A 25,613-nucleotide genomic window follows, 5' to 3' on the forward strand; every position below is an offset into this window, starting at 1 on the left:
GGAAATTCCTTGTTTAAGTTAACCAGCCTGAACCTCAACGGCATCCGCTCCGCCACCAGCAAAGGTCTGGAAGCCTGGCTTGCGCAGGCCGCACCGGATTGTATTTGCGTGCAGGAGGTCAAAGCCCAGGCGCCCGATCTGGCCGACCGCTTCGAAGAGCTTGCCGGACTGCGCGGCTACTTCCATCTGGCCGAGAAAAAAGGCTACTCGGGCGTGGGCATCTACACCAAGCTGGAGCCCAGCGACGTGGTGGTGGGCTACAACTCGCCGGAGTTCGACCCCGAGGGCCGCTACGTGGAGCTGCGCTTTGACACGCTGCAGCGCAAGCACTCCATCATCAGCGCCTACTTTCCCAGCGGCTCGTCCGGTGAAGAACGGCAGCAAGCCAAGTTCCGCTTTCTGGACGAGTTCTACCCGCACATGATGGCGCTCAAGGCCGAGCGCGACTACATCCTTTGCGGCGACATCAACATCGCGCACCAGGAAATCGATCTGAAGAACTACAAGGGCAACAAGAAAAACTCCGGCTTTCTGCCCGAAGAACGCGCCTGGATGACCAAGCTGCTCACCGAGGGCGGCATGGTCGACGTCTACCGCACCCTGGAGCCCACCGCCACCGACGCTTGCTACACCTGGTGGAGCAACCGTGGCGAGGCTTATGCCAAGAACGTGGGCTGGCGTCTGGACTACCACCTGGCAACACCCACTCTGGCCGCCGGCGCGCGCGAAGTTGCCATCTACAAAGACCAGCGCTTCTCCGACCACGCACCCATCACCGTAGGCTACGCCTGGTAGCGGCTTCGTGGTCGAGCCGGCACAGCCGGCTGCCCGGCGCCCAGGGTTAGCCCTGGGCGAGATCGACCAATTTTTTCAAAACGGGAACTGCCTGGCGCAGGATATCCCGCTCGTCCTCGTCCAAGGCTTCCGCCAGAGCTTTTGCGATCCACTGCGCCCTTGCCGTGCGGTCAGTTGCTGTTTCCCGCAGACCGGCTTGCGTGACGTGGATGCGATAGCCCCGCTTATCCTTGGGATCGGGCAGGAGTTCAATCAGTCCCTCTGCCTCCAAACGCGTCGTCACCAACCGCATGCTTTGGTGTTTCACGCCCCGGGCGTCGGCAAGTACTGCAATACTCACGGGGCCAGCGCGCTCCAGGTAGGCCAGCGTTTCCCCGTGTGCGTCTGACGGAGTGCCCGCCTGGGTTCTCACCGACCTGACAAAGCGGCCAATGACTTCACGCAGTTCGTCCGCCAAGGCCTCCGCCTCGGTTGACGCTCTCACTGCCGTACTTCGTCTGGTCACTTAGGCGCCCTTCCTGTCTTGCTAGATTCCGATTTGCAAGACCTGCTTCAGCCAGCCCGCAGCTGGGATAGAACCGCCGTTAGCGTGTTGATGCCCCAATGTTCGACATACCGACCGCCATGCACACGCACGATATCAATCACGTCGATGACCACGGGCATGTCCGTCGCAGCCAAGCCCATGAGGCTGCCCGTGTGGGTGCCACTGATGCACTTGCGGGTGACCACCCTGTCGCCATCACAGAGCTGTTCATGGATTTCAACCTTCAGTCCGCCCAGTGCCGGGCGCAGCACTTTCTCGAAGGTGTTCCATATGCTCTCGGGCCCGTTGGGTGCCCCGTCAGGTGCGGAGCGGTTGACGAAGGATTCGTCCATCAGCTCCAGGAAGGACGCTCGACGACCTTCTTCAATGACTTCCTTGTTGAATCGCCGTACGACGTTCTTGCGTGCTTCTGCTTCCATAGGCTCTCTCGGTGTATGGGTCGTGTGCACCTCTGCGCACTTGCGCATAATATACAGTAATACTGCATAAATGGAACGAAATTATGAATCCCCACTGTCCGGTCCTAGCTGGCCTGTGCGCCCAGTCTGGTGAGATGTACCTGCCATTTCTGTACCCCGGCTTCACCCAGCGCATCGACCAAGCCGATCAGCGTCTTGTGAACCGGCGAGATGCCCACAAAGCCCAGAATGTTGCGCTCCAGTGACTTCACGCTGTGGGCGCGAAAGTACCAGCGGTACAGCAGTGCTGGCATGCCCATGGTGACCACCACGCGGGCGGACTTCCCAGTGAGGGCCTTGTGCTGGAACAGGTCTTTGCCATCCCTCTTGAAGGCAAAGTCGGGGCGTGCCACCTGCTCCAGAAATCCCTTGAGCAGTGCCGGCATGTCGCCCAGCCACAGCGGAAAAAAGAAGACGATGTGCTCGGCCCAGGCAATGTCCTTCTGCGCCTGCACCAGACCTTGTGGCAGGGCTCCGTTCTGCCAATCGTTCTGGCTGTGCAGCAGGGGAAAGTCGAGCTGGGCCACGGCCAGCCTGCGCACCGCATGACCCGCGGACTGCGCGCCCTGTGCGTAGGCCTCTTCCAGGTGATGGCCCAGGTGGATGGCAGAGCCATCCGGATGACCCTGGATAAGGAGAATGTTTTTCGCTGTCATAAGGCCCCCGCGTGAACAGAAAATGCTGGCTCAACCGCATCCCTGATCCTGCGCCCTGTCGGCGTGCCCTGCCTTGATGAAAGTCAGCGCGTGAGGAAAAAGGGCCGCTATGGGTTCCCCGTGGTCGGGCCCTTTTCGAACACCCGCAACCCCTGCTGGGACGCAATCCGCGGGTCCACCGCCTGGGTGACGGCGCTCACCACGGCCACGCCATCCACACCGCAGTTGCGCACATCGGCCATGCATTCCAGCGTGATGCCGCCAATGGCCACCACCGGATAAGGCGCAGCCAGGCGAGCCCACTCCTGGAGGCGTTCCAGCCCCACAGGCTCATACGGCATGACCTTCAATGTGGTGGGAAACACCGGCCCGATGGCCAAATACGAAGGGCGTGCAGTCTTGGCCAAAGCAAGCTCGGCGGGCGTATGGGTGCTCAATCCCAGACGCATGCCCGAACTGCGTAAGGCATCGCGCTCGGCATCGCTCAGCGCGGCCCAGTCTTCCTGTCCCAGATGGACGCCGTAGGCGCCCAGCGCGATGGCGTGCCGCCAATGGTCATTGATGAAGACCTGCGCACCGGGCACGGCGTGACCTGCGGCCACGGCAGCACGCACCTGCTCTCGCACTGCGGCATCGTCGCCCGAAGCGGGCTTGAACCGCAGTTGCACGGTGCGCACGCCCCAGTGCAACAGGCGCTCCACCCAGCTTGCGTCTGGCATCACCGGATAAAAACCCAAAGGCCCGCTCAGGGGTACGAAGGAGGCAGAGGTAGCTTGTGCTGGCATACGGTCCTTTACTGCGCATGCCAGAACGGCATGCCAACGGTGGGGGTGGATGCCTGTGCGGCGCTGCGCTCGGGCATGGGTGTGGCCTGGTAGGCATCGCGTCCGGCTGACACGGCGCTGGCAAATGCGCGCGCCATGCGCACCGGGTCGCCAGCCTGGGCTACGGCGGTGTTGAGCAGCACGGCATCAAAGCCGAACTCCATCACGGTAGCCGCGTGTGACGGGCGGCCCAGCCCCGCATCGACCACCAGCACCGCGTCGGGCAGGCGCCGGCGCAAGGTCTCCAGCGCATACGGGTTCATGGGGCCGCGGCCGCTGCCTATGGGGGCGGCCCAGGGCATCACCGCGGCGCAACCGGCACCATGCAGGCGCTGCGCCATGACCAGGTCATCGGTGGTGTAGGCGAACACGGAAAAGCCGTCACGCACCAGCTGCGTGGCCGCATCCAGCGTGGCCAGCAGATCGGGCTGCAGGGTGTAATCGTCGCCAATCACTTCGAGCTTGATCCAGGGCGTGCCGAAGATCTCGCGCGCCATGTGGGCCAATGTGATGGCCTCGTTGGCACTGTGGCAGCCCGCGGTGTTGGGCAGCACCTGGCAACCCATAGCCTGCACACGCTGCCAGAAGTGGTTGCCACCGCCGGTCTCGGGTTGCAGGCGACGCAAGCCCACGGTCAGTACCTGGGTGCCGCTGGAGCGCACCGCATCGGATAGCACCTGCAGTGAGGGGTAATGCGCCGTGCCCAGCAGCAGGCGGCTGGACAGGGTGGTGCGAGCCACTTGCCACGTGTCTTCTGTCGCGGCGACGCTGTGCTTGTCCTGGGGGATATCCTGCATATCAGCCTCCGGTAATCGGTGCCACCACGTCCACGCGGTCGCCACTTTGCAGCGGCTGCTGCGGCCACAGCCCGCGTGGCACAAAGGTGTTGTTGATGGCGCAGGCAAAGGCCGCGTCCATGGCAAAGCCGCGCTCCAGCAGCAGCGCCTGCAAGGTAGGCGCCTGCGTTTGCAGCACCGCTCCGTTGATGAAAATTTCGCGTTCGTTCATGGTTGTTGCTCCGTAATTTTCTGCACCATCGACTCCACCAGCGCAGGTGCGCACAGGTAGCCGTGGCGGTACAAGCCGTTGATGTGCCAGACACCATTGCGCTGCAAGCAGGCGGGCTGGTCGTTGTCCAATGCCGGGCGCAGCGCGGCCGACAGACGTTCCACCCGCGCCTCACCAAAGGCCGGGTGCAGGCTGTACAAGGCACTGCCCAGCTCCAGCATGGAGCGCAGGGTGACGGGGCCGGTGTCTTCGGACTCCAGCTCGGTGGCGCCGACCACGAACGCATGGTCCGGGCGCGGCGCCACATAAAGCTGGTAGCGCGGGTGCATGAGCCGCACGGGTCGCTGCAACTGCACGCCTTTGCATTCCACGCGCAGCACCTCGCCACGCACACCGCGCAACTTCGGCAGCGCCGACTTGCTGCCCACGCCGCGTGCATCCACGCAGATGTCCACGGTCACCTCCAGACCGTTGCTCGCCACCATGCGCTGCGCCTCCAGACTATCAACCGGCATGCCTTCGTGCCAGACGGCGCCCAGTCGGTCCAGCACACCGGCCAGCGCCGCCATCCACTGCTCGTTGGAGAGTTGCCCCTCACCCAGCAGATGCAGGCCGTTGGCAAAGCGCCCGGCCAGAGCGGGCTCCAGTTGGGCGATGGCTGGGGCGTCCAGCTTTTGCACCTGCGTGGCAAACGCGGGCGGCAGCTTGTGCTGCAGCAGCCGGGTGAAGTGCTGCAGGGAACTCTGATCGGGTGCGTGGGCCACCACCAGCGTGCCCTGCTTGCGGTAGTACACCGGTGGCGCATCCGGGTGATCCGCGTGCAACGCATCCACCCACTGCGGCCATAGCTGCATGGAGCGCTGCCCCATGGCGAACACCACGGCGTCGGAGACGGCCAGCTCGGCCAGCGGCGAGAGCATGGCTGCAGCCGCCATCGATGCCGTGTCCAGCGCGTCACGCCTGCGGCTGTCCAGCAGCGTGACGCGATGGCCGGCACGCAGCAGCCGCCAGGCCAGCATGCGGCCAGCCAGACCGGCGCCCGCAATGCCTATGTGCAAAGGCTTCATGCGCGCGCCCCTCAGAGATAGATTTCGCTGCCGGCCTGGCGGAACTCCTGGGCCTTTTCGTCCAAGGCCGAGCTGACTTGCTGGATGGGGATCACGCCCGCTGCGCCCTGCAAGGTGGTGCTGGCGGGGTTCAGCCGCGCGAAGTCACGCACTTCCTGCGAGATCTTCATGGAGCAGAACTTGGGACCGCACATGGAGCAGAAATGCGCCACCTTGGCGTTCTCTTTGGGCAACGTTTCGTCGTGGTAGGCCATGGCCGTGTCCGGGTCGATCGCCAGGCGGAACTGGTCTTCCCAGCGGAACTCGAAGCGCGCCTTGGAGACGGCGTTGTCCCACATCTGCGCGCCGGGGAATCCCTTGGCTAGGTCAGCCGCGTGGGCGGCAATCTTGTAGGCGATCAGGCCCTGCTTGACGTCATCGCGGTTGGGCAGGCCCAGGTGCTCCTTGGGCGTGACGTAGCACAGCATGGCCGTGCCGTACCAGCCAATGTTGGCAGCACCCATGGCTGAGGAGATGTGGTCGTAGCCCGGCGACACGTCCGTGATCAGCGGGCCCAGGGTGTAGAAGGGCGCCTCGAAGCAGGCCTCCAGTTGCTTGTCCACGTTTTCCTTGACCAGTTGCAGCGGCACGTGACCCGGCCCTTCAATCATCACCTGCACGTCGTGCTTCCAGGCAATCTGCGTGAGTTCGCCCAGGGTGTGCAGTTCGGCGAACTGTGCTTCGTCATTGGCGTCGGCGATCGAGCCCGGACGCAGGCCGTCGCCAAGCGAGAAACACACGTCGTAGGCCTTCATGATGTCGCAGATGTCTTCGAAGTGCTCGTACAGAAAGCTCTCGCGGTGGTGCGACAGGCACCACTTGGCCATGATGGAGCCGCCGCGCGAGACGATGCCGGTGAGGCGGTTGGCGGTGAGCGGCACATAGGCTAGGCGCACGCCGGCATGGATGGTGAAATAGTCCACGCCCTGCTCGGCCTGCTCGATGAGCGTATCGCGGAACAGTTCCCAGCTCAGGTCTTCAGCGCGGCCATGTACCTTTTCCAAGGCCTGGTAGATCGGCACGGTGCCGATGGGCACGGGTGAGTTGCGCAGAATCCATTCACGCGTCTCGTGGATGTTGTCGCCAGTGGAGAGGTCCATCACCGTGTCGGCGCCCCAGCGGATGGACCAGACCAGCTTGTCCACTTCTTCCTCAATGGACGAGGTGACCGCCGAATTGCCGATGTTGGCATTCACCTTCACCAGAAAGTTGCGGCCGATGATCATCGGTTCGCTCTCGGGGTGGTTGATGTTGGAGGGGATCACGGCGCGGCCGCGAGCTACTTCGTCGCGCACGAACTCAGGCGTGACCTGCTGCGCCATCAACGCACCAAAGGCCTGGCCCGGTTTGGGCAGACGCTCGGTGGCCAAGCGCTCCTGGAGTTGTGCGCGCACCAGGTTTTCGCGGATGGCGATGTATTCCATCTCCGGCGTGATGATGCCCTTCTTCGCATAGTGCATCTGGGACACGTTGGCGCCCGCCTTGGCGCGGCGCGGTACCGGGGTGTGGGCCATGCGCAAGGCCTGTAGACGCGGATCCTGCAGGCGCTGGCGTCCGTAGGCACTGCTGATACCCGGCAGCGCTTCGGTGTCGCCACGCTCGGCGATCCAGGAGGCACGCAAGGGTGCCAGACCGCGGGTGATATCCACGGGCACCGAAGGATCGGTGTAAATGCCGGAAGAGTCATACAGCCGCAGGGCCGGATTGGGCTCGCGCCGCGGCTCACCGCTGCCAGTGTGCACCAGCGTGTCGCTGAGCGTGACTTCGCGAAACGGCACGCGGATGTCCGGGCGCGAACCCTGGATATGGATGCGGGAAGAGCCCGGGAAAGGCGTGCGGGTGATGCGGCTGGCAAGGCCCGCGGTATCTACGGTGTTCGATGTTTGGGTCAAGGCGGTCTCCGGTTGTAAAGAATGGAGCCTGCCTGGGCGGCCGGGTTGTGCCCTGGGAATTGCCAGGTGGGACCGGTGCCAATATGCGTTGTTCCCTACGCGGGAATGACCCCGATCAGGTTCAGCGGGTTCCACCAAAGTGGTCTCAGCCTCGACTTTCGTCTACGGCGCCCCGACAAGCCCGGCCAGTGTATGCGAAATTGGATTCAGTTGAGTGTGTGCAGCTCTGCGCCACCCGACGCTTGCGCCGAAAGCAGCTCCACCAACTTGCCCTGCGCCATGGGCTGATGGTAGAGAAAGCCCTGCATGATCCTGCAGCCCGCGTCGGCGAGGTACTTGGCCTGCACGGCCGTTTCCACCCCTTCCGATACCAGGTTCAGGCCCAGGCCCTGCGCGATGGCCACAATGGCCAGCACCACCGGGAACTGGGCACCCGAGTCCTGGATTTCCATGACAAAGGAGCGATCGATCTTGATGGTATGGATAGGGAAGCGGTGCAGATACGACAGCGATGAATAGCCCGTCCCGAAGTCGTCGATCGCCACGCTCACGCCCAGTTGGCAGAGCTTGTCGAGCTGATCGATGGCATTTTGCGGATTGCGGATGCAGATGTTCTCGGTCACCTCGACCTCGATCTGCCCGGGCGGGATTTGGTGGCGCACCAGCGCGTTCTTGAGCTTCTCGAAGAAGTCACCCCGGTCCAGGTACTGCGGAGAGATGTTGAGCGACAGGCGCATGGAGTCGCCCCCAAGTGCCGTCCACTCCAGGAAGTCACGGCAAATGGCCTCCAGCATCCAGTCACTGATAGGCAGGATCAGGCCGCTCTCTTCGGCAAACGGCAGGAATTCGCCGGCTCCCATGAAGCCGCGCGCGGGATGGTTCCAGCGCATCAACGCCTCGGCGCCGATGATCTTCTGGGTGCTGATGTCCACTTGCGGCTGGTAGAACATTTCCAGCTCGCCGCGCTCCAGGGCCATGTGCAGGTCATGCTCTAGCACGATCTTCTGGTACGAGGTTTCGAGCAGGCTGGCATGGAAGAACGCGTAGCCGTTCTTGCCCTGCGACTTCATGTGGTACATGGCGATGTCGGCATTGCGCACCAGTTCCTCCTGCTGCGAACCGTCGTAGGGGTACAGGGCAACACCAATGCTGGCCGACACGTGCACGGGCTGACCAGCCACCTGAAACGGCTGGCGCAGACAGTCCACAAACTTGCCCGCGATCAGCGCGGCGTCCTGGCGGTCGCTCAGCTCTGGCAGCACGGCGGTGAATTCGTCACCTCCCAGGCGCGAGAGCGTGTCGCAGCGGCGCAGACAGGCCTTGAGCCGCGTGGCCACCTGCTGCAGCAGGGCATCGCCTGCGCCATGGCCCAGCGTGTCGTTCACCACCTTGAAGCGGTCCAGATCAATGAACATCACCGCCAGATTGGTCTCGTTGCGCTTGGCCTGCAGCAATGCCAGGCCAAGGCGGTCTTTGAACAGCGCGCGATTGGGCAGCTCGGTCAGGATGTCGTGATAGGCCTGATAGGCAATCTGTTCGTCGGCGCGCTTGCGCTCGGTGACGTCACGCGCCACGCAGTAGGTGCCGCCTTCGGTCTTGTGGCGCGCATCCAGCTTCACCGAGTCACTGTCCGTGCCCGGCTGAATCATCACCATGACGATGCTGAAGGTGCGTGGCTCGTTTTCCGCGCGCAAAGGCTTGAGCCGCAGTTCCACGCTGCGCGATTGCGAAAACGCGGTGCGCCCTTCGTTGAACACATAGTTGGCGCGCTCCATATCGCCCTCATACACCACGGTGGAGTAATGCTGACCAATCAGCTCTTCGCGCCGGTAGCCCAACAGTTGTTGTACGCGGTCATTGATGAAGGTGAAGCAGCCGTCCGGACCCAGGGTGTAAATGATGTCTGGCGAGCTATCCACCAGATAGCGGTACATGCGCTCCGAGCGCTTGAGCTGCTGCGCGATGCGCTGGTTTTCCGACTCCAGGCGCCGCTGCTGCAGGGCATTGCCCACGGTCTTGTAGAGCTCTTCCCTCGGATACGGCTTGCGCAGATAGCCGTAGGCGCCCTGGCGTATGGCTCCGATGGCCGCTTCAATTTCGGTGGCACCGCTGGTCACCACGACCTGGGCGTCCAGATTGCGCACGCTGATGAAGTCCATGACATCATGCCCGCTCACTTCCGGCATGTGCAGGTCCAGCACCACCAGATCAAACGGCGTCCTGCTCAAGTGCTCTATGGCCTCCCGTCCGCCGCCCGCAGTTGTGATGTGGTAGCCCCTGCCGTTGAGCAGCTCCAGCAGACTGGCCAGCACGCGGGGTTCATCATCCACCAGCAATACGCGTGGCTGGTATTCGCCTACCGGAGAGTTGAGCAATTGGGAGGACTGTAGAAACGCGGCATCGACCGATGCGCCCTTTCCAGCCGAAGCGTGGGTATCAAACACGATCTTGCAGGAAAGGCATGCCGGCGCCGCTGCGAGCGGAGGCCGTCACGGGCACGGGCAATTCCATCTCGAACGCGGTGCCCATGGCACTGCTCTGGCATTCGATTCTGCCGCCCAGCTTCTTGACCAGACCATGCACAATACTCAGACCAATGCCGCGATTCGTGCCAGCCTTGGTGCTCTGCACGGGAGAAAACAGCCGGCTACGCAGTTGGGGCGGAATGCCGGGACCGTTGTCCTTCACGCACAGCGTGTAGTAGGGGCGGCCATCCCGCTGCACCGGGCCACCGAGCGCGATCTCGATACGACCGCCCTTGGGCATGGCCTCGACAGCATTCTTGATCAGGTTGACCAGGATCTGCTTGATCGTGTCGGCCGGGCCTTCGATCTCGCAGTCGCGCTCCGACAATTGCGAGAGGATTTCCACCGACGGGGGCAGGAACTTGCTCTCGCGAAACAGGCGCACCACATTGCCCACGACGTGATTGAGATTGACCTTGCCGGGCGCGACCACGGGGGCCGCACCGACAAACTCATTCATGATGTTGCCGACACGGTCGATTTCTTCATTCAATACGCTGAGCTCGCCTTCCACGGGTTCATGCCGTGTGAGTTTGTCATCCAGCACACCGAGGTAGTTCTTGATGATGGACAGCGGATTGTTGACTTCGTGCAGCACGCGCCTTGCGCTTTCCCGATGCTCTTCCTTGATGGCAGTGATACGGCGGTCGATCTCGCTGCGATCGCTGTTGACCACATTGAGCGCCGTAGCGGCCTGCACACCAAAGGCCTGCAGAAAGCGCTCGCGCCGCTTCAGATCGGGCATGAGGCGAGCGGGAACACCACCCACCAGCACGCCCAGGCAACGCGCGCCACTGGTCAGGGGAATGCATACCAGGCCATCCGCATCAAAGGTGCGCAGGAGCTGCTCTTCGTTCAGATTGAGCAAACCATCCTTGCGGCTCAGGAAAGCCACCCGGTTCTGCAAGGCGCACTGCGCGATGCCGCCACCAGCCGACAGCATCACGGAAAACTCGGACAACCGCTGCAAATGGTCCGCCACGGACACGCCGACCAGTGACTGGGCGTTGCCGCTCATCAGCAGAATGATGGTGTTGTCCAGGTCGTACAGGATTTGGGCGTTCTGGCGGATGACCTTGAGGAGCTGGTTGTCATCCTTTTGCCGCGCCAGCGATTGCCCCACCTCGGCGGCCAGCGCCATGTGCTGAATTTCCTCGTTCATGCGCTGCTGGATCGGGTTGGCCGCCGGAGCACCCAAGGTCTGCGGTGGCGTCCAGGCCTCCAGACCCGACAGATCAATGCCCAGATAGGCTGCTGCCTTTTCCACCTGCCCGGCGGCTCCCTGCGTGATCGCCAGCAGGTTCTCGCCGGAAATCTTGCACAGGTAGCCGGCATCTTCGGCCAGCGGCAGCGCTGCGTCGTGCGAAGCCAGCGCATGGGCCAGATGAACAATGCGGATCAGCGGGTGCGCACCCTCGACCCGGCTGGCCGGCTCATGGTGGTAGAGCACCGCATCGGCCATGTAGGAGTCCAGATTCCAGCGCTCGATCAGCCAGGCTCCGGCCTCCACATGGGAAATCTGTAGGCTACGCTGCTCCAGGGCGCACAGCGTCTCGTTGTCGGGCGAGTAGAAGATGCTGGTGTAGTCGTCGGGCGCGGCTGCCAGCAACGCCATGCGACCAACATCGTGCAGCAGGCCGGCGAGATAGGCTTCCTCACCATGCGCATAGTCCATGGCCCGGGCCAGCTCGCGCGCAATGACGGCCGTGGTCAAGGCATGCTTCCAGAAGACGCGCAGGTCACTGTTGGCGGAATACGGAAAGCTGTTGAATGTCTGCAGCACCGACTCGCTGATGACCAGGGTTTTGATCATGTCCGAGCCCAAAGTGGAAAGGGCCTGCATCAGGCCCACTTTCTGTCCACCCCGGTTGTAGGCTGCGCTGTTGGCCACGTTGAGTACCTTGACCGTCATGCCCGGATCGTTGGCCACCAGCTTGGCCATTTCAGCCATGCCCGCTCCGTCTGCTTGGCACAACCCAAGCAACTTGAGCAAGATTTGTGGCATCGCAGGCAGCTTCGCAACCAGCAACCGGTTGCGAATGTCCTGATCAGACTGGATCATATGTGACGATATTAGAGCCAACTGTTTTATATTGGGTACTCATAAGGGTACCACGAGCCTTGCAGGCGGTTCAATCGAAACAGACCCTCACCAGACAGGGTAGTGTGTCGTACAGACCACACTCGCGCAACCTTGCCTGAGCAGTTGGCGCCGACTTTACACGGCTGCGATATTGGCACGGTCATGGACACAACCACCTCGACAGCGTCATGCTGCGCCCATGGCGGGACCGACCTGGGGCGGTTTGCTGAAACGCGTTAGTGAATGGTATTCTCCAGATTAATAGCAATTGTTGGAGGATGAATGTGAGCATTGGCAGGCGAAATCTCTAATTCTTGTTTCCATGCCCTTCCATTCAACTAATCCACCATGAGCTCCCCCACCTTGGATCGGGTCCTGGATGCCGTGCTGCGGGTAGACGGCAAGCTCGATATCCTGTTCGTGTCGGAGCCGGGCCAGCGCTGGTTTACCCAAATTCCTGGCGCGCAGATACCCAAGAATTTTGCAGAGGTTGTACACCCGGAAGACGTCGCGGGCTTCCGTCAGGCGCTGGCCGGGACAGCTGAAACCTTCTCGCGCGACCTGCGCATTCTCAAGGGTGGTGCGGAGTGCTGGATCAACCTGCGCTGCTATCCACTGTCGGGCGTGGGTCAGCACGTTTTCTGCATATTCGATATTTCACGCTGGAAGACCGAAGACTTCGCGCTACGTCGGGCTGCCGAAAATGACGAGCTCACCGGCTTGCCCAACCGCGCCTTCCTGAAGAAGACAGTGGACGAGTACATACAGGAAGGCAAGGGACCGTTCTCCATCGCCCTGCTGGATCTGGACGGCTTCAAGAAAGTCAACGACACCTATGGCCACGCCATGGGCGACGCCGTGCTGGTGGAAACCACCAAACGTCTGGTCAAGCTCATTGGGCCGGGTGACATGATGGCGCGCCTGGGTGGTGACGAATTCGTGCTGCTGTACGGGGGCAAAAACGCGGAGGCCGCCAAGCTGGCACTCAAGAACGTGCTGCTGGCCGTAGCCCGTCCCTATGACACTGCGCCGCACAATGCCTATCTGGGCGTGAGCATCGGCGTGGCGGAGTACCCGCTGCATGGTGAGGACTACTCCACCCTGCTCAAGAATGCCGACACGGCCATGTATTTCTCCAAGAACGCGGGCAAGAACCGTGTCACCGTGTTTGCCGCGACTGAGGCCAATGTGGACTTCTCCATCCGGGCCGCCATCCACAACGGCATTCAGGAAGGCGAGTTCTACATGGAGTACCAGCCACAGTACGACATGCAGAACAATCTGGTTGGTGCCGAAGCGCTGATGCGCTGGGTCAACCGCGATCTGGGACGCGTCAATCCGGACCAGTTCATCCCCATCGTGGAAGATTCGGGCCTGATGCCTTTTCTGGGCAAATGGGCCTTGCGCTATTCCTGCTACCAGCTCAAGAAGTTCCACGCCCTGGATCCGGACTTTGTCATGTCGGTCAATGTTTCGCCCGTGCAGTTCGGCAGCGACAACTTTGACGAGCAAGTGCTGGAAGTGATACGGGAGTCCGGCATAGATCCCTCCAGACTCGTTCTGGAGATCACGGAATCCACTTTGATGAGCAGCCAGCAGAAGACCGAGAGGGCGCTGGCCCGGTTGCGCGAACACGGTATCCGCTTCTCGATTGACGACTTCGGTACCGGCTTCTCCAGTCTGTCGTACCTGACCCGTCTGCCGGTGTCCAGCATCAAGATCGACAAGGCTTTTGTCACCGCCATGGGTGAAGACGGCAGCGAGGCCATATCGGATCGCAAGCTGATTACCGCCATGATCAACCTGGCGCACAGCATTGACCTCAAGGTGGTGGCCGAAGGTGTGGAAACCAATGCCCAGTTTGCCTTCCTCAAGGCTGCCGGTTGCAACCTGGTCCAGGGTTACCTCACCGGCAGACCTCAATCGGCGGAAGCATTGAGTCGATTGCTACAACCCCAGGCGGCTGTCGCATGAGCTCCAGCGTACTGGACAAAATCCTCCAGGCCATGGATTCGTCCAAAGGAGTTCCGGCGACGGAGCGCTCAGTCGCGTCGGTGTTGGGTGCACTGGACAGCAGCGAGGACGGCAAGCAGCGGGTGGTGGACCACATCATCGAGGACTTTGCGCTGACCCAGAAGGTGCTGAAGCTGGCCAACTCCTCCATGTATGCGCCCTTCTCGGGCGGCTCGGCCTCCGTCAGCTCGGCTGTGGACGTCCTGGGTTCCGAGGCGGTGCTGCATCTGGCCCTGGGCGCCGATCTGGTGTCCGAAGAGGAACTGCGCAAGGATGAGCACCTGTCCCAGACCCTGATGGCCTCGGAGCTGGCTCGCAATGCCTGCGTTGACCGGGCTGAGGACGCCTCGATCGCCACCCTCATGTACGAGATCGGCCGTCTGATGACCAGCCGATACCTGCCGGTCGAAACCGCTGCAATTGCGCGCCAGGTCGCGGCAGGCAAGACCCCCGATGCAGCTGCGCTGGCTGTGCTGGGTGTTTCCTTTCAGGATCTAGGAGTGGAGCTGGCCGCACGCTGGAATTTGCCCCAGACCCTGCGCGCCACCATCGATGGCAGCGGCGACCCCACGCTGGTGGGCATCGCCCGGTTTTCAAGCTCCGCGTCCGCGCTCATTTCTGAAGGGAAGGTCGAGGCGGCGCATGCATTGCTGAACGACCTGGACCTGCCGGGCGTCGACAAATCCCGCCTGGGCGCCATCGTCAGCAGTCAGGCCGAACACATACGCCAGACGCGACCCGCGCGAGTGGTCGCGTCCAACGAGTCACGGCTGGACACGCTGCTCAAAGACCTGCAAAAGGAACACAAGGCGAGCCTGGAAGAGCTGGCCAACACCCTGCTGCCCGGCATCAGCGAGGTGCTGCATACGGCGCACTGCCTGCTATTCATGATCACGCGCTCCGGCGAAATGCGGGTGCGTTGCGCCTATGGCAAGGGCATTGATGAGCTCAAGAGCCGCCTGCGCATATCCGCGGAATTCATGCCCACGGCTTTTCATGCCTCCATCAAGAACCAGATGGATGTCTCGATAGCGGACGTCTCCAAGCTCAAGGACGCGTCCTTGCCGGAGGGTTTTCGCGCGTTGTTGCCCACGGTGACCAAGTTCGTCATCCTGCCCATTGCCAACAGCAGGGTCTCGGGCCTGCTGTATTGCGACTGGGACACCGACGTGGTACTCAAGCCCGCAGAGATGGAGGGCATCAAGAAGCTGCGCGAATTCATGCGCCCTTACTTCCCTGCATGAACACGACGCAAAGGACCCTGGAAGTTCTGGTGGTGGACGATGACCCGTTCGCACAGGAACTGGTGCGCGAATCCTTGGGCGCATGGGGAAGCATGACGATCACCTGTGCGGACGACGGCGTTGCCGCCCTGCGCCTGCTGCGCTCTGCCAAGGTCCTGCCCGATGCACTGGTCTGCGACATCTACATGCCCAATATGGATGGGCTTGAATTCCTGGAGCAACTCGCGCGCATGCAGTTCAAGGGCGCGGTCATTATCGTCAGCGGAGTCAACATCGACATGCTCGACATGGCCCGCCAGATTGCCAGTACCAGCGGCCTGGAGGTGACCGGCGCCTTCGTCAAGCCGGTGGCCCACGTCCAGTGGGCCAACGCACTGGGCCTGAATCCGGCAGGCTGACTCCACCATGGTCAAGACCACTTCCCCGGAACTGGAACGCCGCTCCATCAACGTGCTGGTCGTTGACGATGACTCTTTTCAGCTGGATCTGAGCGCAGAGCTGTTGCGCAGCCTGGGCTTTGGCGCCGTGGCCGGCGTCACCAGTGGCGATGAGGCCCTGCAACGGCTGGCCGAACAACCGGGGCATTTCCAGCTCACCCTGATCGACCTCCAGATGCCCGGCATGGATGGCTTTCAGTTCATGCAAAGCCTGACGCAGTTGGACTACTCCGGTGCACTGGTGATCGTATCGGGTCAGTCGGAGGACGTTATGCGCGGCGCGGCCCTGGTTGCCAAACTGCATCGCTTCACCCTGCTGGGCACACTCCCCAAGCCGCTGGAACGCGATACCCTTGCCGCCCTGATTGCCAAGCTCTGAAGCCAATTGCCATGCCCCTGCGCGCACTGGACAATGAACTGGAACTGCTGCCACTCTGGGACGCAGGCGCCCTTGCGCGGGCAGTTGGCGACAACCCCACCATCCACAAGCGCTTGCTGGGCAAATACCTGGAGAGTGCACCCGCAACCGCCAGCGCCATTGCGACTAGTGTTGCGCATGGGGACTGGCAATCGGCCTCCGAGCATTCACACCGGCTGAAATCGTCATCACGCGCAGTGGGCGCCATGCGTTTGGGCGCACTGTGCGAAGCGCTGGAACGCGAAGGGCGCGCAGCCAATGGCGCAGGCTGTACCGCGTTGGCGCAGGCAGTTCTTTCCGGGTTTGAAACGGTTGCAACGCTGATCAGGGCGCAGCTGTAGCATGGGGCGGATGACCAAAGGCGCGCGACAGAACGACATCAACTTTTTTTGACGGGCATGGAATAAAGCGGGCTCCCGCAGCGTTTATCCAGTGCGCACACCTTGATGCGAACCTTGACCGGAGACTCCCATGAACCTGCATTTTTCCCCATTGCCCCGCAAAGTGGCTCTGACACTGGTATTGGCTACTGCCCTGCTGGGCGCCTGCGCCACCATGGGCAAGGCACCTGCCATGGTGGCAGACGGCGTACTGACCGGCCCCAACGGCATGACGCTCTATACCTTTGACAAGGATGCCGCTGGCTCTGGCAAGTCAGTATGCAACGGCCCCTGTGCCAACAACTGGCCGCCGTTGATGGCCGCAGACTCGGATGCAGCCAAGGGCGACTACTCCATCATCACCCGCGACGATGGCAGCAAGCAATGGGCCTGGAAAGGCAAGCCCCTGTATTACTGGGCCAAAGACAGCAAGCCCGGCGACAAGACCGGTGACGGCTTCAACAAGGTGTGGCAGGTTGCAAAACCATAAGACATACTGAAGCTGCTGCATGCGCTCTTCCCTGCTCGAACACATTCCGGCCATGCGGCGCTATGCGCGCTCGCTGACCGGTGACGTGTGGGCGGCGGATGATCTGGTGCAGGACACGCTGGAGCGTGCCTGCTCCCGCTGGCGCCTGTGGCTGGCCGGAACCAACCTGAGAGCCTGGCTGTTCACCGTCATGCACAACCTCTATATCAGCGAAGTGCGCCAGGTGCAGCGCCGTGCAGCACCCCATCTGGTCTCTGACATCGACGAGGTCAGCCACGAACTGCACGCTCCTGCACCCATGACGGATTTGCAGCTGGATCTGCAGCGTTGCCTGTTGCGCTTGCCGGTGGACCAACGCGCGGTACTGCTGCTGGTGACGGTGGAAGACATGTCCTATGCGGAAGTGGCCAAGGTCACCGGCGTACCTCTGGGCACCGTCATGTCACGGCTGTCCCGCGCCCGGGACCGTATGCGTGAGCTCATGAGCGAGCCTGCCGATGGCGCCGCGGCCACACCTTTGAGGCGATTGAAATGACTGCAATGCAACCGGACACGCTGGACGCGTCTCTGCGCAATCTGCATCAAGAGGTGCTGGATGAACCGGTGCCGCAAACCTTGCAGACAGCCGGCAACGCGTTGGCAGAGTTGCAGGACCGGGTGGCGCGCGAGCGCCGCTGGCTGCACACGGCTGCCGGTTTTGTGATGGCGGCCGGGTTGGGCTGGTTTGCGCATGGCTATGTGCAGCAAAACGCCCTGCAGATGTCCCGCAGTGCCGTGGAGCGTGAGTTTGTGCGCCAGGCCAGCTTTGCCTACAGCGTCTACCTGCCAGAGAAGCGCCATCCGGTGGAGGTGGCTGCCGCCGAGCAGGCCCACTTGGTGCAATGGCTGTCCAAGCGCCTGGGCAAGCCGCTGAAGATCCCGCAATTGGATGCGCAGGGGTTTGAACTGGTGGGCGGGCGCCTGCTGCCCGGCGATGCGGGAGCGCGGGCCCAGTTCATGTTCCAGGATGGCCAGGGGCGGCGCCTGACTCTCTACATGGGTGCACTGGAGAAGTCGGCCAACAAGGCGGACACCGACGCCACCCAGTTCCGCTTCGAAACGGATGGCTCGGTCCCCAGCTTCTACTGGGCCGAACAAGGCTTTGGCTACGCCCTCTCAGGCCAGGTGGACAGGGCCACGCTGATGGCGCTGGCCACCAGCGTGTACAACCAGATCAACAACTGAAGCCGCTCCCCCGGAACGACCCTTTACCTAGAAGTCAATCGCCAACGGCGTGGGAAGCTTGTCATCCAGGTACAGGCTGTATTCGTCCCAGACGCCTTCGCCATAGTGCTTGTCGCACAGGGCTTCAATATCGGCCAGGGTGATGAACAGCGTGCTGAACATGGTGTCGTAGAAGAACGGCTCGCTGGTACCCGCCTCCACGTCCTCTTCAAAGTGGTAGCCGTGCACCCAGACGCGCTTGCCAGCGTGGCGGGCTTCAAAAGCTGCCTTGCGCTTCTGGTACTCGACTTCTTCGTATTCGTCGTCATCCATCTTGCGCAGGTGGAAGGCGTTGCCATGCAGGGGGTGGGCGGGGTCCAGCTGCAGGTCCACCATCTGCCAGTCGGTGGAGATCTGGGTGGCAACGTTGGCCAATTGTTCGGGGGTGATGTCACCTTCCCAATGCACCACGTCGATGCAGCGGGAGTGGCCCACCTCTCCGTCCCAGATGCTGGCGCTGTGTTTCATGGTTTTGGGGTTCATAGGACAAAAGTCTCCGGTTGGTATGGCCGCTATCTTAGGAGGAATCCCGCAACCATCGCCAAATGCGCAGTGGCATCCGTTCGCCAACGCCCTGCGCGATGTGGTTTTCCACACTTGTGGCGCAACCCGCATGGGCACAGAATGCGCGCACATTCTTACAACAAGGAGCATGGAATTGAAACGTCTAACCAGTCATCTGTATTTCTGGGTTCTGATCGCGATCATCCTGGGCGGCACCTACGGCTACCTGAGCCCCACAGATGCCGTCAAGCTCAAGCCGTTGGGGGATGGCTTCATTTCCCTGGTCAAAATGCTGATCAGCCCCGTGATCTTCTGCACGGTGGTGCTGGGCATTGCCGGCGCGGGTGACATGAAGAAGGTCGGGCGCGTAGGCGGCAAGGCGCTGCTGTACTTTGAAGTGGTGTCCACCTTCGCCCTGGCCATCGGCCTGATCGTGATGAATTTCTTGCGCCCCGGCGCCGGCTTCAACGTGGACCCTGCCACGCTGGATGCCAAGGCGGTGGCCAACTACGCCAAGGCTGCCAACGAGCAAAGCACGGTCGACTTTGTGCTGCACATCATTCCCAAGACCTTTACCGATGCCTTTACCGGCTCCGGTGACCTGCTGCAGGTGCTGCTGGTGTCGGTGCTGTTTGGCTATGCCCTGGTTCACATGGGCAAGGCACAGAAGGCGGTACACGTCTTCATTGAAGAGGCTTCGCACATCTTCTTTGCCATGATGAACGCCATCATGAAGCTGGCCCCCCTGGGCGCTGGTGGCGCCATGGCCTTCACCATCGGCAAGTACGGTGTTGGCGCGCTGGCGCCGCTGGCCAAGCTGATGGGCAGCTTCTACCTGACCTGTGCCCTGTTCGTGATCGTGGTGCTGGGTGCTATCGGTCTGCTGGTGGGCTTCAACATCTTCCGCTTCATCGTCTACATCAAGGACGAACTGCTCACGGTGCTGGGCACTTCGTCTTCGGAGTCGGCGCTGGTGCCGTTGATGCGCAAACTGGAAAACCTGGGCTGTTCGAAGTCGGTAGTCGGTCTGGTGGTGCCTTCGGGCTACTCCTTCAACCTGGACGGTACCAACATCTACCTGACCATGGCGGCGCTGTTCGTGGCCCAGGCGCTCAACATCGATCTGACGCTGACGCAGCAGCTCACCATGCTGGGCGTGGCCATGCTGACTTCCAAGGGCGCCTCCGGCGTGACCGGTGCGGGCTTCATCACCCTGGCGGCCACCTTGGCAGTAGTGCCCACCATCCCGGTGGCCGGTCTGGCACTGATCCTGGGCATTGACCGCTTCATGTCCGAGGCGCGCGCCCTGACCAATTTCATTGGCAATGGCGTGGCCACGGTGGTGGTATCCCATTGGGAAAACGAGCTGGATAGGGACGCCATGAACAAGGCACTGAAGTCCTGATCAGACTTTCAGACCGAACAACAGCCGGTAACGCGCCTATTGCGCGGTACCGGCTGTTTTTTTGGCGCGCTCATACAGCGGCATGACCTTGGGCAGATTGGCCTCGATATCGGCAATGCGGGTCTGACCGGACGGGTGGGTGGAGAGCCACTGCGGTGGCGCACCCTGGTTGGACGCCGTCATCTTCTGCCACAGGGTGACGCCGGCGCGCGGATCAAAGCCGGCGCGCGCCGCCAGCTCCATGCCCACCAGGTCGGCCTCGGATTCATCGGAACGGCTGAATTCCAGCGTCAATAGTTGCGCGCCGTAGTTGGTCACGGTCTGGCCTAGTTGGCCAAAGCCGAACACCTGCGAAATGATGTTGGCTCCCATGCCGGTGGCGGCGTTCTTGCCCATGCGCTCACGCGCATGCTCGCGCAGGGCGTGGGCTATTTCGTGGCCCATGACCATGGCCACTTCGTCATCGGTAAGCTGCAGTTTCTTGAGGATGCCGCTGTAGAACGCAATCTTGCCGCCCGGCATGCAGAACGCGTTGATCTGGGTGGAGCCAATCAGGTTCACCTCCCATTGCCATTGGCGTGCACGGTCGTTCCAGGGTATGGCATAGGGGATCAGCCGCTGGGCAATGCTGCGCAGACGCTTGACCTGCGCATTGTCGGCCGGCCCCAGCGCATTCTTGGACGAAGCCTGCTGCAGCATCAATGCATATTGCTTGGCGGCAGAGCGCTCCACGGTTTCTGCCGGCACCAGATTGGTAAAGACGGAGTTCTTGCCGACGTTGATGCCCTCCCCGTCCAACGCATGGGAAGCCAGCGGCTGCACGAGGAAGGCACACGTCAGCACCAGCGGCGCGACACGCAATGGCAACAAGTACTTTGAAACAACTCTTTTCATAAATCCTAGAAGTGGGGCGCTGTGCCCGGCTGCACAAGAGGCCAGCAAGTATTATTCCCCCATGACCCCATCCACGCACGGCGCACCTCCCGCAGCACCCAAGCCCACCTGGGCTCAAACCCTCAAGGTCTACCTGGAACCCGCCTCCCTGCGCATGCTGTCGCTGGGTTTTTCCGCGGGGCTGCCGCTGCTGCTGGTGTTTGGCACGCTGAGCTTCTGGCTGCGTGAAGCCGGTGTGGACCGCAGCACCATCGGTTTCCTGAGCTGGGTGGGCCTGGCCTACGGCTTCAAGTGGGTGTGGTCACCCCTGGTGGACCGTTTGCCAATTCCGCTGCTGACCCGGCTGATGGGGCGCAGGCGCAGCTGGCTGCTGCTGGCGCAGTCCCTCATCGTGGGCGGGCTCATCAGCATGGCCTTCACCGATCCCAAACTGGCCCTGGCACCCATGGTGTGGTGCGCCATTGCGGTGGCGTTTGGATCGGCCACGCAGGACATTGCACTGGATGCCTTTCGCATCGAGTCCGCCGACATGCAGCACCAAGCCGCGCTCTCGGCCACCTACCAGACCGGCTACCGGCTGGCCATGATCTGGGCCGGAGCCGGCGCGCTGTGGCTTGCGGCCCGCTCGGAGGTGGCGAATGCAGAGGTCTACCAGTACGGCGCCTGGCAGACCGCCTATCTGGTGATGGCGGCCAGCATGCTGCCCGGCGTGTTGACCGTGCTGTTTTCCAAGGAGCCGCTGCAGCGTGAGATCCCTCCCAGCCGCAATGCCGCCGAATGGCTGCGCGGTGCGCTGCTGGACCCGTTTGCCGAGTTTGTACGGCGCTACCGCTGGCAGGCCATCCTCATCCTGGGGCTGATCGCCACCTACCGCATCAGCGATGTGGTCATGGGCATCATGGCCAACCCGTTCTACGTGGACATGGGCTACACCAAGGACGAGGTGGCAGCGGTCACCAAGATCTACGGCGTGGTCATGACGCTGGTCGGTGCGTTTGTAGGGGGCGCCATGGCGCTGCGCATGGGCGTGATGCGGGTGCTGATGCTGGGCGCCATCCTGAGCGCGGGCAGCAACCTGCTGTTCTCCTGGCTGGCAGGCCAGGGCCATGATGTGACCAAGCTCATCTTCGTCATCTCCGCCGACAACCTGGCCGGGGGCATCGCCTCTTCCGCTTTCATCGCCTACCTGTCGTCGCTGACCAATGTGAACTACTCGGCCACCCAGTATGCGCTGTTCAGCTCCATGATGCTGTTGTTGCCCAAGTTTGTGGCGGGGTATTCGGGCGTCTATGTGGACCACTTCGGCTACGCCAGCTTCTTCACCGCGACCGCGTTTCTGGGTGCGCCGGTGCTGCTGCTGGTCTGGCTGGCCTCGCGCATTGCGACGCAGGAAATGCAGTAGCTGCTGTTTACCTATCTTTACCCCCACTTCAAGCGCAGCAAATTGCTTTGTAAAGTTGCGGCGCTAGACTGCAGCCCATGACCCAACATCTGCTCATGATCGAAGACGACGCCCGCCTGGCTGCCATGGTGGGCGAATACCTGGAACAAAACGGTTTCGCGGTCAGCAAAGCGCCCGACGGTCTGAGCGGCATGGCCCGCCTAAGCCAGGAAGGCGACAGCAACCCTCCCGACTTGGTCATCCTGGACCTGATGCTGCCCGACATCGACGGGCTGGAAGTCTGCCGCCGCGTGCGCGCACTGACCACTGCGACGTCAAAGATTCCTATCCTGATGCTGACCGCCAAGGGCGACCCCATGGACCGCATCATCGGCCTGGAAATGGGTGCCGACGATTACCTGCCCAAGCCTTTTGAACCACGCGAGCTGCTGGCCCGGGTGCGCGCCATCTTGCGCCGCAAGACCGAAGGCGTCACTGCGCCTGCCAGCAACACGCTGCGCTACGGCTCCCTGACGATAGACCGGGATGCCCGTACCGTCACCGTGGACAACAAACCCTGCGACCTCACCTCCTACCAATTCGACCTGCTGGTGGCCCTGGCAGAGCGTGCCGGCCGGGTGCTGACGCGCGACCAGATCATGGAGGCCGTACGCGGCCGTGAGCTGGAAGCCTTTGACCGTTCCATCGACGTACACATGGGCCGCATCCGCGCAGCCATCGAAGCCGACCCCAAAGACCCCAAACGCATCCTCACGGTGCGGGGTGTGGGTTACGTGTTCGCCCGGCAGCAGGAATGAATCTCTTCTTCCAGAGGTTGTATGTGCGGATCTGGCTGGCCGTGGTGCTGGCCGTGGCCGTTCTGACGCTTCTGGTGGGCTGGGCCTGGCGCATGACCGCCGAGCCTCCCTTGCGCGAGGTGGTGGTACGCAATGCGATGGGAGACGTGATCGGCAAGGGCCAGGTAAGGCTGGCACGACCCGGTGACTTGCATCCCAATGACCATGCTGCTGACAAACCGGATGTCGAAGCGGGTCACATCGAGCCAAGCAACGGCGCCACCCCGGCCCCACCGGATACGGCAGGTGCTGAGCCATCGCAGGAAGAAACCCGGGAAATTGCCCGCAGCCGATACGGCAACGGACCGGAATTCACCGTGCGCATGAATGACGGGCAGACCATGCATCTGCACCTGCCGCGTCCACCCAACGGAAACTGGCGCGCGCCCTTTGGATTTTTCTGGACCTTGGGACTGGTTGCCGTGGCTGTGGCCCTTGCCATCTACCCGATCGTGCGTCGCCTCACCCACCGGCTGGAGGCATTGCAGCGCAATGTGGAGCGCTGGGGCGATGGCGACCTGAGCGTGCGCATGGCCACCGGTGGCCGCGACGAGGTGGGCTTTCTGGCAGCGCGCTTCAACAAGGCCGCCGAACAGATTGAGACACTGGTCAAGACGCGCGAAGCCTTGCTGACCTCGCAAAAGTCGCTGCTGGCCAATGCCTCACATGAACTGCGCTCCCCGCTCACCCGCATCCGCATGGGCCTGGAGCTGATGGGCAACAACACCAGCCCCACGGCACGCCAGGAAATATCACGCAACATCGCCGAGCTGGACCAGTTGATCGACGAAATTCTGCTGGCCAGTCGCCTGGACGCCAAGGAAGCGGACCTGGGTACCGTGGAATCGGTGGACCTGGTGGGCCTGGCAGCCGAAGAATGTGCACGTACGCAGGTGACGCTGGATGTGGAGGTTTCGTCCGTGCTGGTGCCAGGTGTGGCCAAGCTGCTGCGCCGTGTGGTGCGCAATCTGCTGGAAAACGCCAAACGTTACGCCGCAGGCGAGGCCACGCTGACGATACGCACCGAAGGGGGCCAGGCTGTCATCCAGGTCAACGACCGCGGACCGGGTGTGCCGCCTGAGCTGGCCGAGCGCATCTTCGAGCCGTTCTACCGGCTACCCGGCGCCTCCGAACGCGAGGGTGGTGTGGGCCTTGGACTGTCGCTGGTGAAGTCCATCACGCTGCGCCATGGCGGCACGGTGAGCTGCCGCAACCGGCCCGATGGCGGTGCCTGTTTTGAAGTGCGGCTGCCGCTGGCCGCCTGAGCCGGCGCACATCTTTAGCCGACGAGAGCGATGTGGCCAACACGGGCCGGGGGTGGATATGACCTGCATCAAAATAGCGGGCCAGTCCCCATACCGCATCACAGATGACAAGCCATGCCCACACTGCTCGCTTCGCATAGCTCACCCAGGCCCATCACCGGTCTTTTCACGGAGTTCAGCAAGCAGTTGCTGGAATTGCACGGCCCGGCCCGTAAGCGCCGCCTGGACCGATTGATACCCGATGCCGTCCAGGCCCTGGGATCGCTATTGCCGCTGCGCTCCGCCTGGTGGGGAGAGTGCACCGCAGGCGACACCACCACCAGTTCGCTCAACTGGCAACATGGAAGCATGGGACTGCCAGCCACATTCGCGCAAGAGTGGAACGCCATCAGTGATAGCGACAGGTTTGCCCAAGCCTCCATCGATGCCTTGGGTCAGGTATTTAGAGACAGTGGCTACACATTGGACAGCGAGGAGGTGGAGCAATTCGCCCGCCGCCATAAGCTATTCCACGCTATGGCGATCACCATGGGGCTGCAAGACAGCAAGATGCGATTTTTCGTGTCCATCTACCGCGATGAAAAGGATCCTCCATTCGACGACATGGAGGCCCTCGTATTCGGCGAATTCTGTCGACATCTGCAGCAAATCTGGTGGGAAGCTGTGCAACACGCGGTTCAACGCGCGGCCTTGGCCGGATTGGAAGGTATGGCCCTGTGTGAGACCTCAGGGCTGTTGGTGCACATCGGCACGGACATAGCCAAGACGATCAGAAAGCGCTTTCCTTCGTGGTCGGGCTCCAGACTGCCGCAAGCCTTGCACCCACACCTGTCCGATGCCCCCTGCAAACTCCAGTGGGGCCGCTCCAGCATCAGCTTCACGCGCTGCGGGGAGTACGTGGCCCTGCTGCTGAATTCAACCTTGCTGCATGACAGTCTGGCCCCGCGAGAGCGAGCAGTGGCCGTGCTGTATGCCAGCGGCCACTCCTACAAAACCATCGCACGCCGACTGGATCTGAGTCCCGCAACGGTGAGAACCTATCTGCGTGATGTGTACCTGCAGCTCGGCGTGCGCAACAAGATTGAGCTGAGCAAGTCGCTCGGCCACCAGCCCGCCCCCTCTACCACGTGATCACCCGCGTGGCGCCCCTCCGCATCTGCGGAGGGGC

26 protein-coding genes and 1 riboswitch are annotated in these 25,613 nt (G+C 62.2%); of the genes, 14 read left to right on the top strand and 12 right to left on the bottom strand.

Features of this window, described 5'->3' with window-relative positions:
* The first annotated feature begins 9 nt into the window (after positions 1–9).
* Entirely contained in the window at positions 10–795 is a 786-nt protein-coding gene (locus tag AC1RMF_RS09750; RefSeq protein WP_493141301.1) for an exodeoxyribonuclease III, read from the top strand.
* Positions 796–841: 46 nt separating this feature from the next.
* On the opposite strand, the gene AC1RMF_RS09755 is transcribed toward AC1RMF_RS09750, so the two are convergent.
* The 10 genes from AC1RMF_RS09755 to AC1RMF_RS09800 all read right to left on the bottom strand — a co-directional run bounded on the left by AC1RMF_RS09755 (position 842) and on the right by AC1RMF_RS09800 (position 11,873).
* Positions 842–1,252: a MarR family winged helix-turn-helix transcriptional regulator gene (locus AC1RMF_RS09755; RefSeq protein WP_342619697.1), complete on the bottom strand. Its 411-nt coding sequence runs from the start codon at positions 1,250–1,252 to the stop codon at positions 842–844.
* A gap of 95 nt (positions 1,253–1,347) precedes the next feature.
* A complete protein-coding gene (locus tag AC1RMF_RS09760) occupies positions 1,348–1,761 on the bottom strand; it encodes an ester cyclase (protein ID WP_493141302.1) in 414 nt (137 codons plus the stop codon).
* Between the two features lie 104 nt (positions 1,762–1,865).
* Positions 1,866–2,456 carry an NAD(P)H-dependent oxidoreductase gene (locus AC1RMF_RS09765; RefSeq protein WP_493141303.1) on the bottom strand — a complete coding sequence of 197 codons (591 nt, stop codon included), beginning with the start codon at positions 2,454–2,456 and terminating at the stop codon, positions 1,866–1,868.
* Between the two features lie 107 nt (positions 2,457–2,563).
* Positions 2,564–3,241 (bottom strand): thiamine phosphate synthase, encoded by a 678-nt coding sequence (locus AC1RMF_RS09770; protein ID WP_493141304.1) that lies wholly within the window; start codon positions 3,239–3,241, stop codon positions 2,564–2,566.
* 8 nt (positions 3,242–3,249) lie between these two features.
* A complete protein-coding gene (locus AC1RMF_RS09775; RefSeq protein WP_493141305.1) occupies positions 3,250–4,077 on the bottom strand; it encodes a thiazole synthase in 828 nt (275 codons plus the stop codon).
* Between the two features lies 1 nt (position 4,078).
* The gene (gene thiS, locus AC1RMF_RS09780) at positions 4,079–4,288 is read right to left on the bottom strand and encodes a sulfur carrier protein ThiS (protein WP_493141306.1); all 210 of its coding nucleotides are present in this window, start codon (positions 4,286–4,288) and stop codon (positions 4,079–4,081) included.
* Positions 4,285–5,355, bottom strand: a complete 1,071-nt coding sequence (gene thiO / locus AC1RMF_RS09785) for a glycine oxidase ThiO (RefSeq protein WP_493141307.1) — start codon at positions 5,353–5,355, stop codon at positions 4,285–4,287. Before thiO ends, thiS begins: the two co-directional genes overlap by 4 nt.
* 11 nt (positions 5,356–5,366) lie before the next feature.
* Entirely contained in the window at positions 5,367–7,286 is a 1,920-nt protein-coding gene (gene thiC / locus AC1RMF_RS09790; RefSeq protein WP_493141308.1) for a phosphomethylpyrimidine synthase ThiC, read from the bottom strand.
* A gap of 75 nt (positions 7,287–7,361) precedes the next feature.
* Positions 7,362–7,471: riboswitch (TPP riboswitch) on the bottom strand.
* Between the two features lie 21 nt (positions 7,472–7,492).
* Positions 7,493–9,661, bottom strand: a complete 2,169-nt coding sequence (locus AC1RMF_RS09795; RefSeq protein WP_342621042.1) for a putative bifunctional diguanylate cyclase/phosphodiesterase — start codon at positions 9,659–9,661, stop codon at positions 7,493–7,495.
* A gap of 61 nt (positions 9,662–9,722) precedes the next feature.
* Entirely contained in the window at positions 9,723–11,873 is a 2,151-nt protein-coding gene (locus tag AC1RMF_RS09800; RefSeq protein ID WP_342619705.1) for an HDOD domain-containing protein, read from the bottom strand.
* A 369-nt stretch (positions 11,874–12,242) separates the two neighbouring features.
* On the opposite strand from AC1RMF_RS09800, the gene AC1RMF_RS09805 reads away from it, so the two are divergent.
* From AC1RMF_RS09805 to AC1RMF_RS09840, 8 genes are all read left to right on the top strand, one after another.
* Positions 12,243–13,868 carry an EAL domain-containing protein gene (locus AC1RMF_RS09805; protein ID WP_493141309.1) on the top strand — a complete coding sequence of 542 codons (1,626 nt, stop codon included), beginning with the start codon at positions 12,243–12,245 and terminating at the stop codon, positions 13,866–13,868.
* The gene (locus tag AC1RMF_RS09810; protein WP_342619707.1) at positions 13,865–15,151 is read left to right on the top strand and encodes an HDOD domain-containing protein; all 1,287 of its coding nucleotides are present in this window, start codon (positions 13,865–13,867) and stop codon (positions 15,149–15,151) included. Before AC1RMF_RS09805 ends, AC1RMF_RS09810 begins: the two co-directional genes overlap by 4 nt.
* On the top strand, positions 15,148–15,549 hold the full coding sequence (locus AC1RMF_RS09815) for a response regulator (protein ID WP_493141310.1): 402 nt from the start codon (positions 15,148–15,150) through the stop codon (positions 15,547–15,549). Before AC1RMF_RS09810 ends, AC1RMF_RS09815 begins: the two co-directional genes overlap by 4 nt.
* 7 nt (positions 15,550–15,556) lie before the next feature.
* Positions 15,557–15,967 (top strand): response regulator, encoded by a 411-nt coding sequence (locus AC1RMF_RS09820; RefSeq protein ID WP_493141311.1) that lies wholly within the window; start codon positions 15,557–15,559, stop codon positions 15,965–15,967.
* Positions 15,968–15,978: 11 nt separating this feature from the next.
* Positions 15,979–16,347, top strand: a complete 369-nt coding sequence (locus tag AC1RMF_RS09825) for an Hpt domain-containing protein (RefSeq protein WP_493141312.1) — start codon at positions 15,979–15,981, stop codon at positions 16,345–16,347.
* 130 nt (positions 16,348–16,477) lie between these two features.
* On the top strand, positions 16,478–16,876 hold the full coding sequence (locus AC1RMF_RS09830; RefSeq protein ID WP_493141313.1) for a COG4315 family predicted lipoprotein: 399 nt from the start codon (positions 16,478–16,480) through the stop codon (positions 16,874–16,876).
* A 19-nt stretch (positions 16,877–16,895) separates the two neighbouring features.
* The gene (locus tag AC1RMF_RS09835; RefSeq protein ID WP_493141314.1) at positions 16,896–17,411 is read left to right on the top strand and encodes a sigma-70 family RNA polymerase sigma factor; all 516 of its coding nucleotides are present in this window, start codon (positions 16,896–16,898) and stop codon (positions 17,409–17,411) included.
* The gene (locus tag AC1RMF_RS09840) at positions 17,408–18,100 is read left to right on the top strand and encodes an anti-sigma factor family protein (RefSeq protein ID WP_493141315.1); all 693 of its coding nucleotides are present in this window, start codon (positions 17,408–17,410) and stop codon (positions 18,098–18,100) included. The genes AC1RMF_RS09835 and AC1RMF_RS09840 overlap by 4 nt, the downstream gene beginning before the upstream one ends.
* 27 nt (positions 18,101–18,127) lie before the next feature.
* Here the strand turns inward: AC1RMF_RS09840 and AC1RMF_RS09845 are convergent, their stop codons facing one another.
* Positions 18,128–18,622, bottom strand: a complete 495-nt coding sequence (locus tag AC1RMF_RS09845; RefSeq protein WP_342619713.1) for a hypothetical protein — start codon at positions 18,620–18,622, stop codon at positions 18,128–18,130.
* Positions 18,623–18,791: 169 nt separating this feature from the next.
* Here AC1RMF_RS09845 and AC1RMF_RS09850 point away from each other — a divergent pair, with 169 nt between their 5' ends.
* Complete coding sequence (locus AC1RMF_RS09850; protein WP_446737985.1) at positions 18,792–20,048, top strand: dicarboxylate/amino acid:cation symporter; 1,257 nt, start codon at positions 18,792–18,794, stop codon at positions 20,046–20,048.
* Positions 20,049–20,084: 36 nt separating this feature from the next.
* Here the strand turns inward: AC1RMF_RS09850 and AC1RMF_RS09855 are convergent, their stop codons facing one another.
* Entirely contained in the window at positions 20,085–20,942 is an 858-nt protein-coding gene (locus AC1RMF_RS09855) for a M48 family metallopeptidase (protein WP_493141316.1), read from the bottom strand.
* A 61-nt stretch (positions 20,943–21,003) separates the two neighbouring features.
* Between AC1RMF_RS09855 and AC1RMF_RS09860 the strand changes: the two genes are divergently transcribed.
* The 4 genes from AC1RMF_RS09860 (at position 21,004) to AC1RMF_RS09875 (ending at position 25,576) form a co-directional block, all read left to right on the top strand.
* On the top strand, positions 21,004–22,344 hold the full coding sequence (locus AC1RMF_RS09860; protein WP_493141317.1) for an AmpG family muropeptide MFS transporter: 1,341 nt from the start codon (positions 21,004–21,006) through the stop codon (positions 22,342–22,344).
* A gap of 77 nt (positions 22,345–22,421) precedes the next feature.
* A complete protein-coding gene (locus AC1RMF_RS09865) occupies positions 22,422–23,141 on the top strand; it encodes a response regulator (protein WP_342619715.1) in 720 nt (239 codons plus the stop codon).
* Entirely contained in the window at positions 23,138–24,445 is a 1,308-nt protein-coding gene (locus tag AC1RMF_RS09870) for a sensor histidine kinase (RefSeq protein WP_493141318.1), read from the top strand. Before AC1RMF_RS09865 ends, AC1RMF_RS09870 begins: the two co-directional genes overlap by 4 nt.
* A gap of 114 nt (positions 24,446–24,559) precedes the next feature.
* Positions 24,560–25,576, top strand: coding sequence for a helix-turn-helix transcriptional regulator (locus AC1RMF_RS09875; RefSeq protein WP_493141319.1), 1,017 nt, complete (start codon positions 24,560–24,562; stop codon positions 25,574–25,576).
* Positions 25,577–25,613 lie beyond the last annotated feature (37 nt).

This window comes from Rhodoferax sp. GW822-FHT04A08, assembly GCF_058801025.1.

Excerpts from the sequence above, each read along its gene's own strand:
- AC1RMF_RS09855 (WP_493141316.1), bottom strand. The coding sequence starts at position 20,942 with ATGAAAAGAGTTGTTTCAAAGTACTTGTTGCCATTGCGTGTCGCGCCG.
- AC1RMF_RS09850 (WP_446737985.1), top strand. The coding sequence starts at position 18,792 with ATGGAATTGAAACGTCTAACCAGTCATCTGTATTTCTGGGTTCTGATC.
- AC1RMF_RS09860 (WP_493141317.1), top strand. The coding sequence starts at position 21,004 with ATGACCCCATCCACGCACGGCGCACCTCCCGCAGCACCCAAGCCCACC.
- AC1RMF_RS09805 (WP_493141309.1), top strand. The coding sequence starts at position 12,243 with ATGAGCTCCCCCACCTTGGATCGGGTCCTGGATGCCGTGCTGCGGGTA.
- thiO (WP_493141307.1), bottom strand. The coding sequence starts at position 5,355 with ATGAAGCCTTTGCACATAGGCATTGCGGGCGCCGGTCTGGCTGGCCGC.
- thiS (WP_493141306.1), bottom strand. The coding sequence starts at position 4,288 with ATGAACGAACGCGAAATTTTCATCAACGGAGCGGTGCTGCAAACGCAG.
- AC1RMF_RS09865 (WP_342619715.1), top strand. The coding sequence starts at position 22,422 with ATGACCCAACATCTGCTCATGATCGAAGACGACGCCCGCCTGGCTGCC.
- AC1RMF_RS09820 (WP_493141311.1), top strand. The coding sequence starts at position 15,557 with ATGGTCAAGACCACTTCCCCGGAACTGGAACGCCGCTCCATCAACGTG.
- AC1RMF_RS09840 (WP_493141315.1), top strand. The coding sequence starts at position 17,408 with ATGACTGCAATGCAACCGGACACGCTGGACGCGTCTCTGCGCAATCTG.
- AC1RMF_RS09825 (WP_493141312.1), top strand. The coding sequence starts at position 15,979 with ATGCCCCTGCGCGCACTGGACAATGAACTGGAACTGCTGCCACTCTGG.
- AC1RMF_RS09870 (WP_493141318.1), top strand. The coding sequence starts at position 23,138 with ATGAATCTCTTCTTCCAGAGGTTGTATGTGCGGATCTGGCTGGCCGTG.
- AC1RMF_RS09875 (WP_493141319.1), top strand. The coding sequence starts at position 24,560 with ATGCCCACACTGCTCGCTTCGCATAGCTCACCCAGGCCCATCACCGGT.
- AC1RMF_RS09845 (WP_342619713.1), bottom strand. The coding sequence starts at position 18,622 with ATGAACCCCAAAACCATGAAACACAGCGCCAGCATCTGGGACGGAGAG.
- AC1RMF_RS09800 (WP_342619705.1), bottom strand. The coding sequence starts at position 11,873 with ATGATCCAGTCTGATCAGGACATTCGCAACCGGTTGCTGGTTGCGAAG.
- AC1RMF_RS09770 (WP_493141304.1), bottom strand. The coding sequence starts at position 3,241 with ATGCCAGCACAAGCTACCTCTGCCTCCTTCGTACCCCTGAGCGGGCCT.
- AC1RMF_RS09760 (WP_493141302.1), bottom strand. The coding sequence starts at position 1,761 with ATGGAAGCAGAAGCACGCAAGAACGTCGTACGGCGATTCAACAAGGAA.
- AC1RMF_RS09810 (WP_342619707.1), top strand. The coding sequence starts at position 13,865 with ATGAGCTCCAGCGTACTGGACAAAATCCTCCAGGCCATGGATTCGTCC.
- AC1RMF_RS09830 (WP_493141313.1), top strand. The coding sequence starts at position 16,478 with ATGAACCTGCATTTTTCCCCATTGCCCCGCAAAGTGGCTCTGACACTG.
- AC1RMF_RS09835 (WP_493141314.1), top strand. The coding sequence starts at position 16,896 with ATGCGCTCTTCCCTGCTCGAACACATTCCGGCCATGCGGCGCTATGCG.
- AC1RMF_RS09775 (WP_493141305.1), bottom strand. The coding sequence starts at position 4,077 with ATGCAGGATATCCCCCAGGACAAGCACAGCGTCGCCGCGACAGAAGAC.
- AC1RMF_RS09765 (WP_493141303.1), bottom strand. The coding sequence starts at position 2,456 with ATGACAGCGAAAAACATTCTCCTTATCCAGGGTCATCCGGATGGCTCT.
- AC1RMF_RS09815 (WP_493141310.1), top strand. The coding sequence starts at position 15,148 with ATGAACACGACGCAAAGGACCCTGGAAGTTCTGGTGGTGGACGATGAC.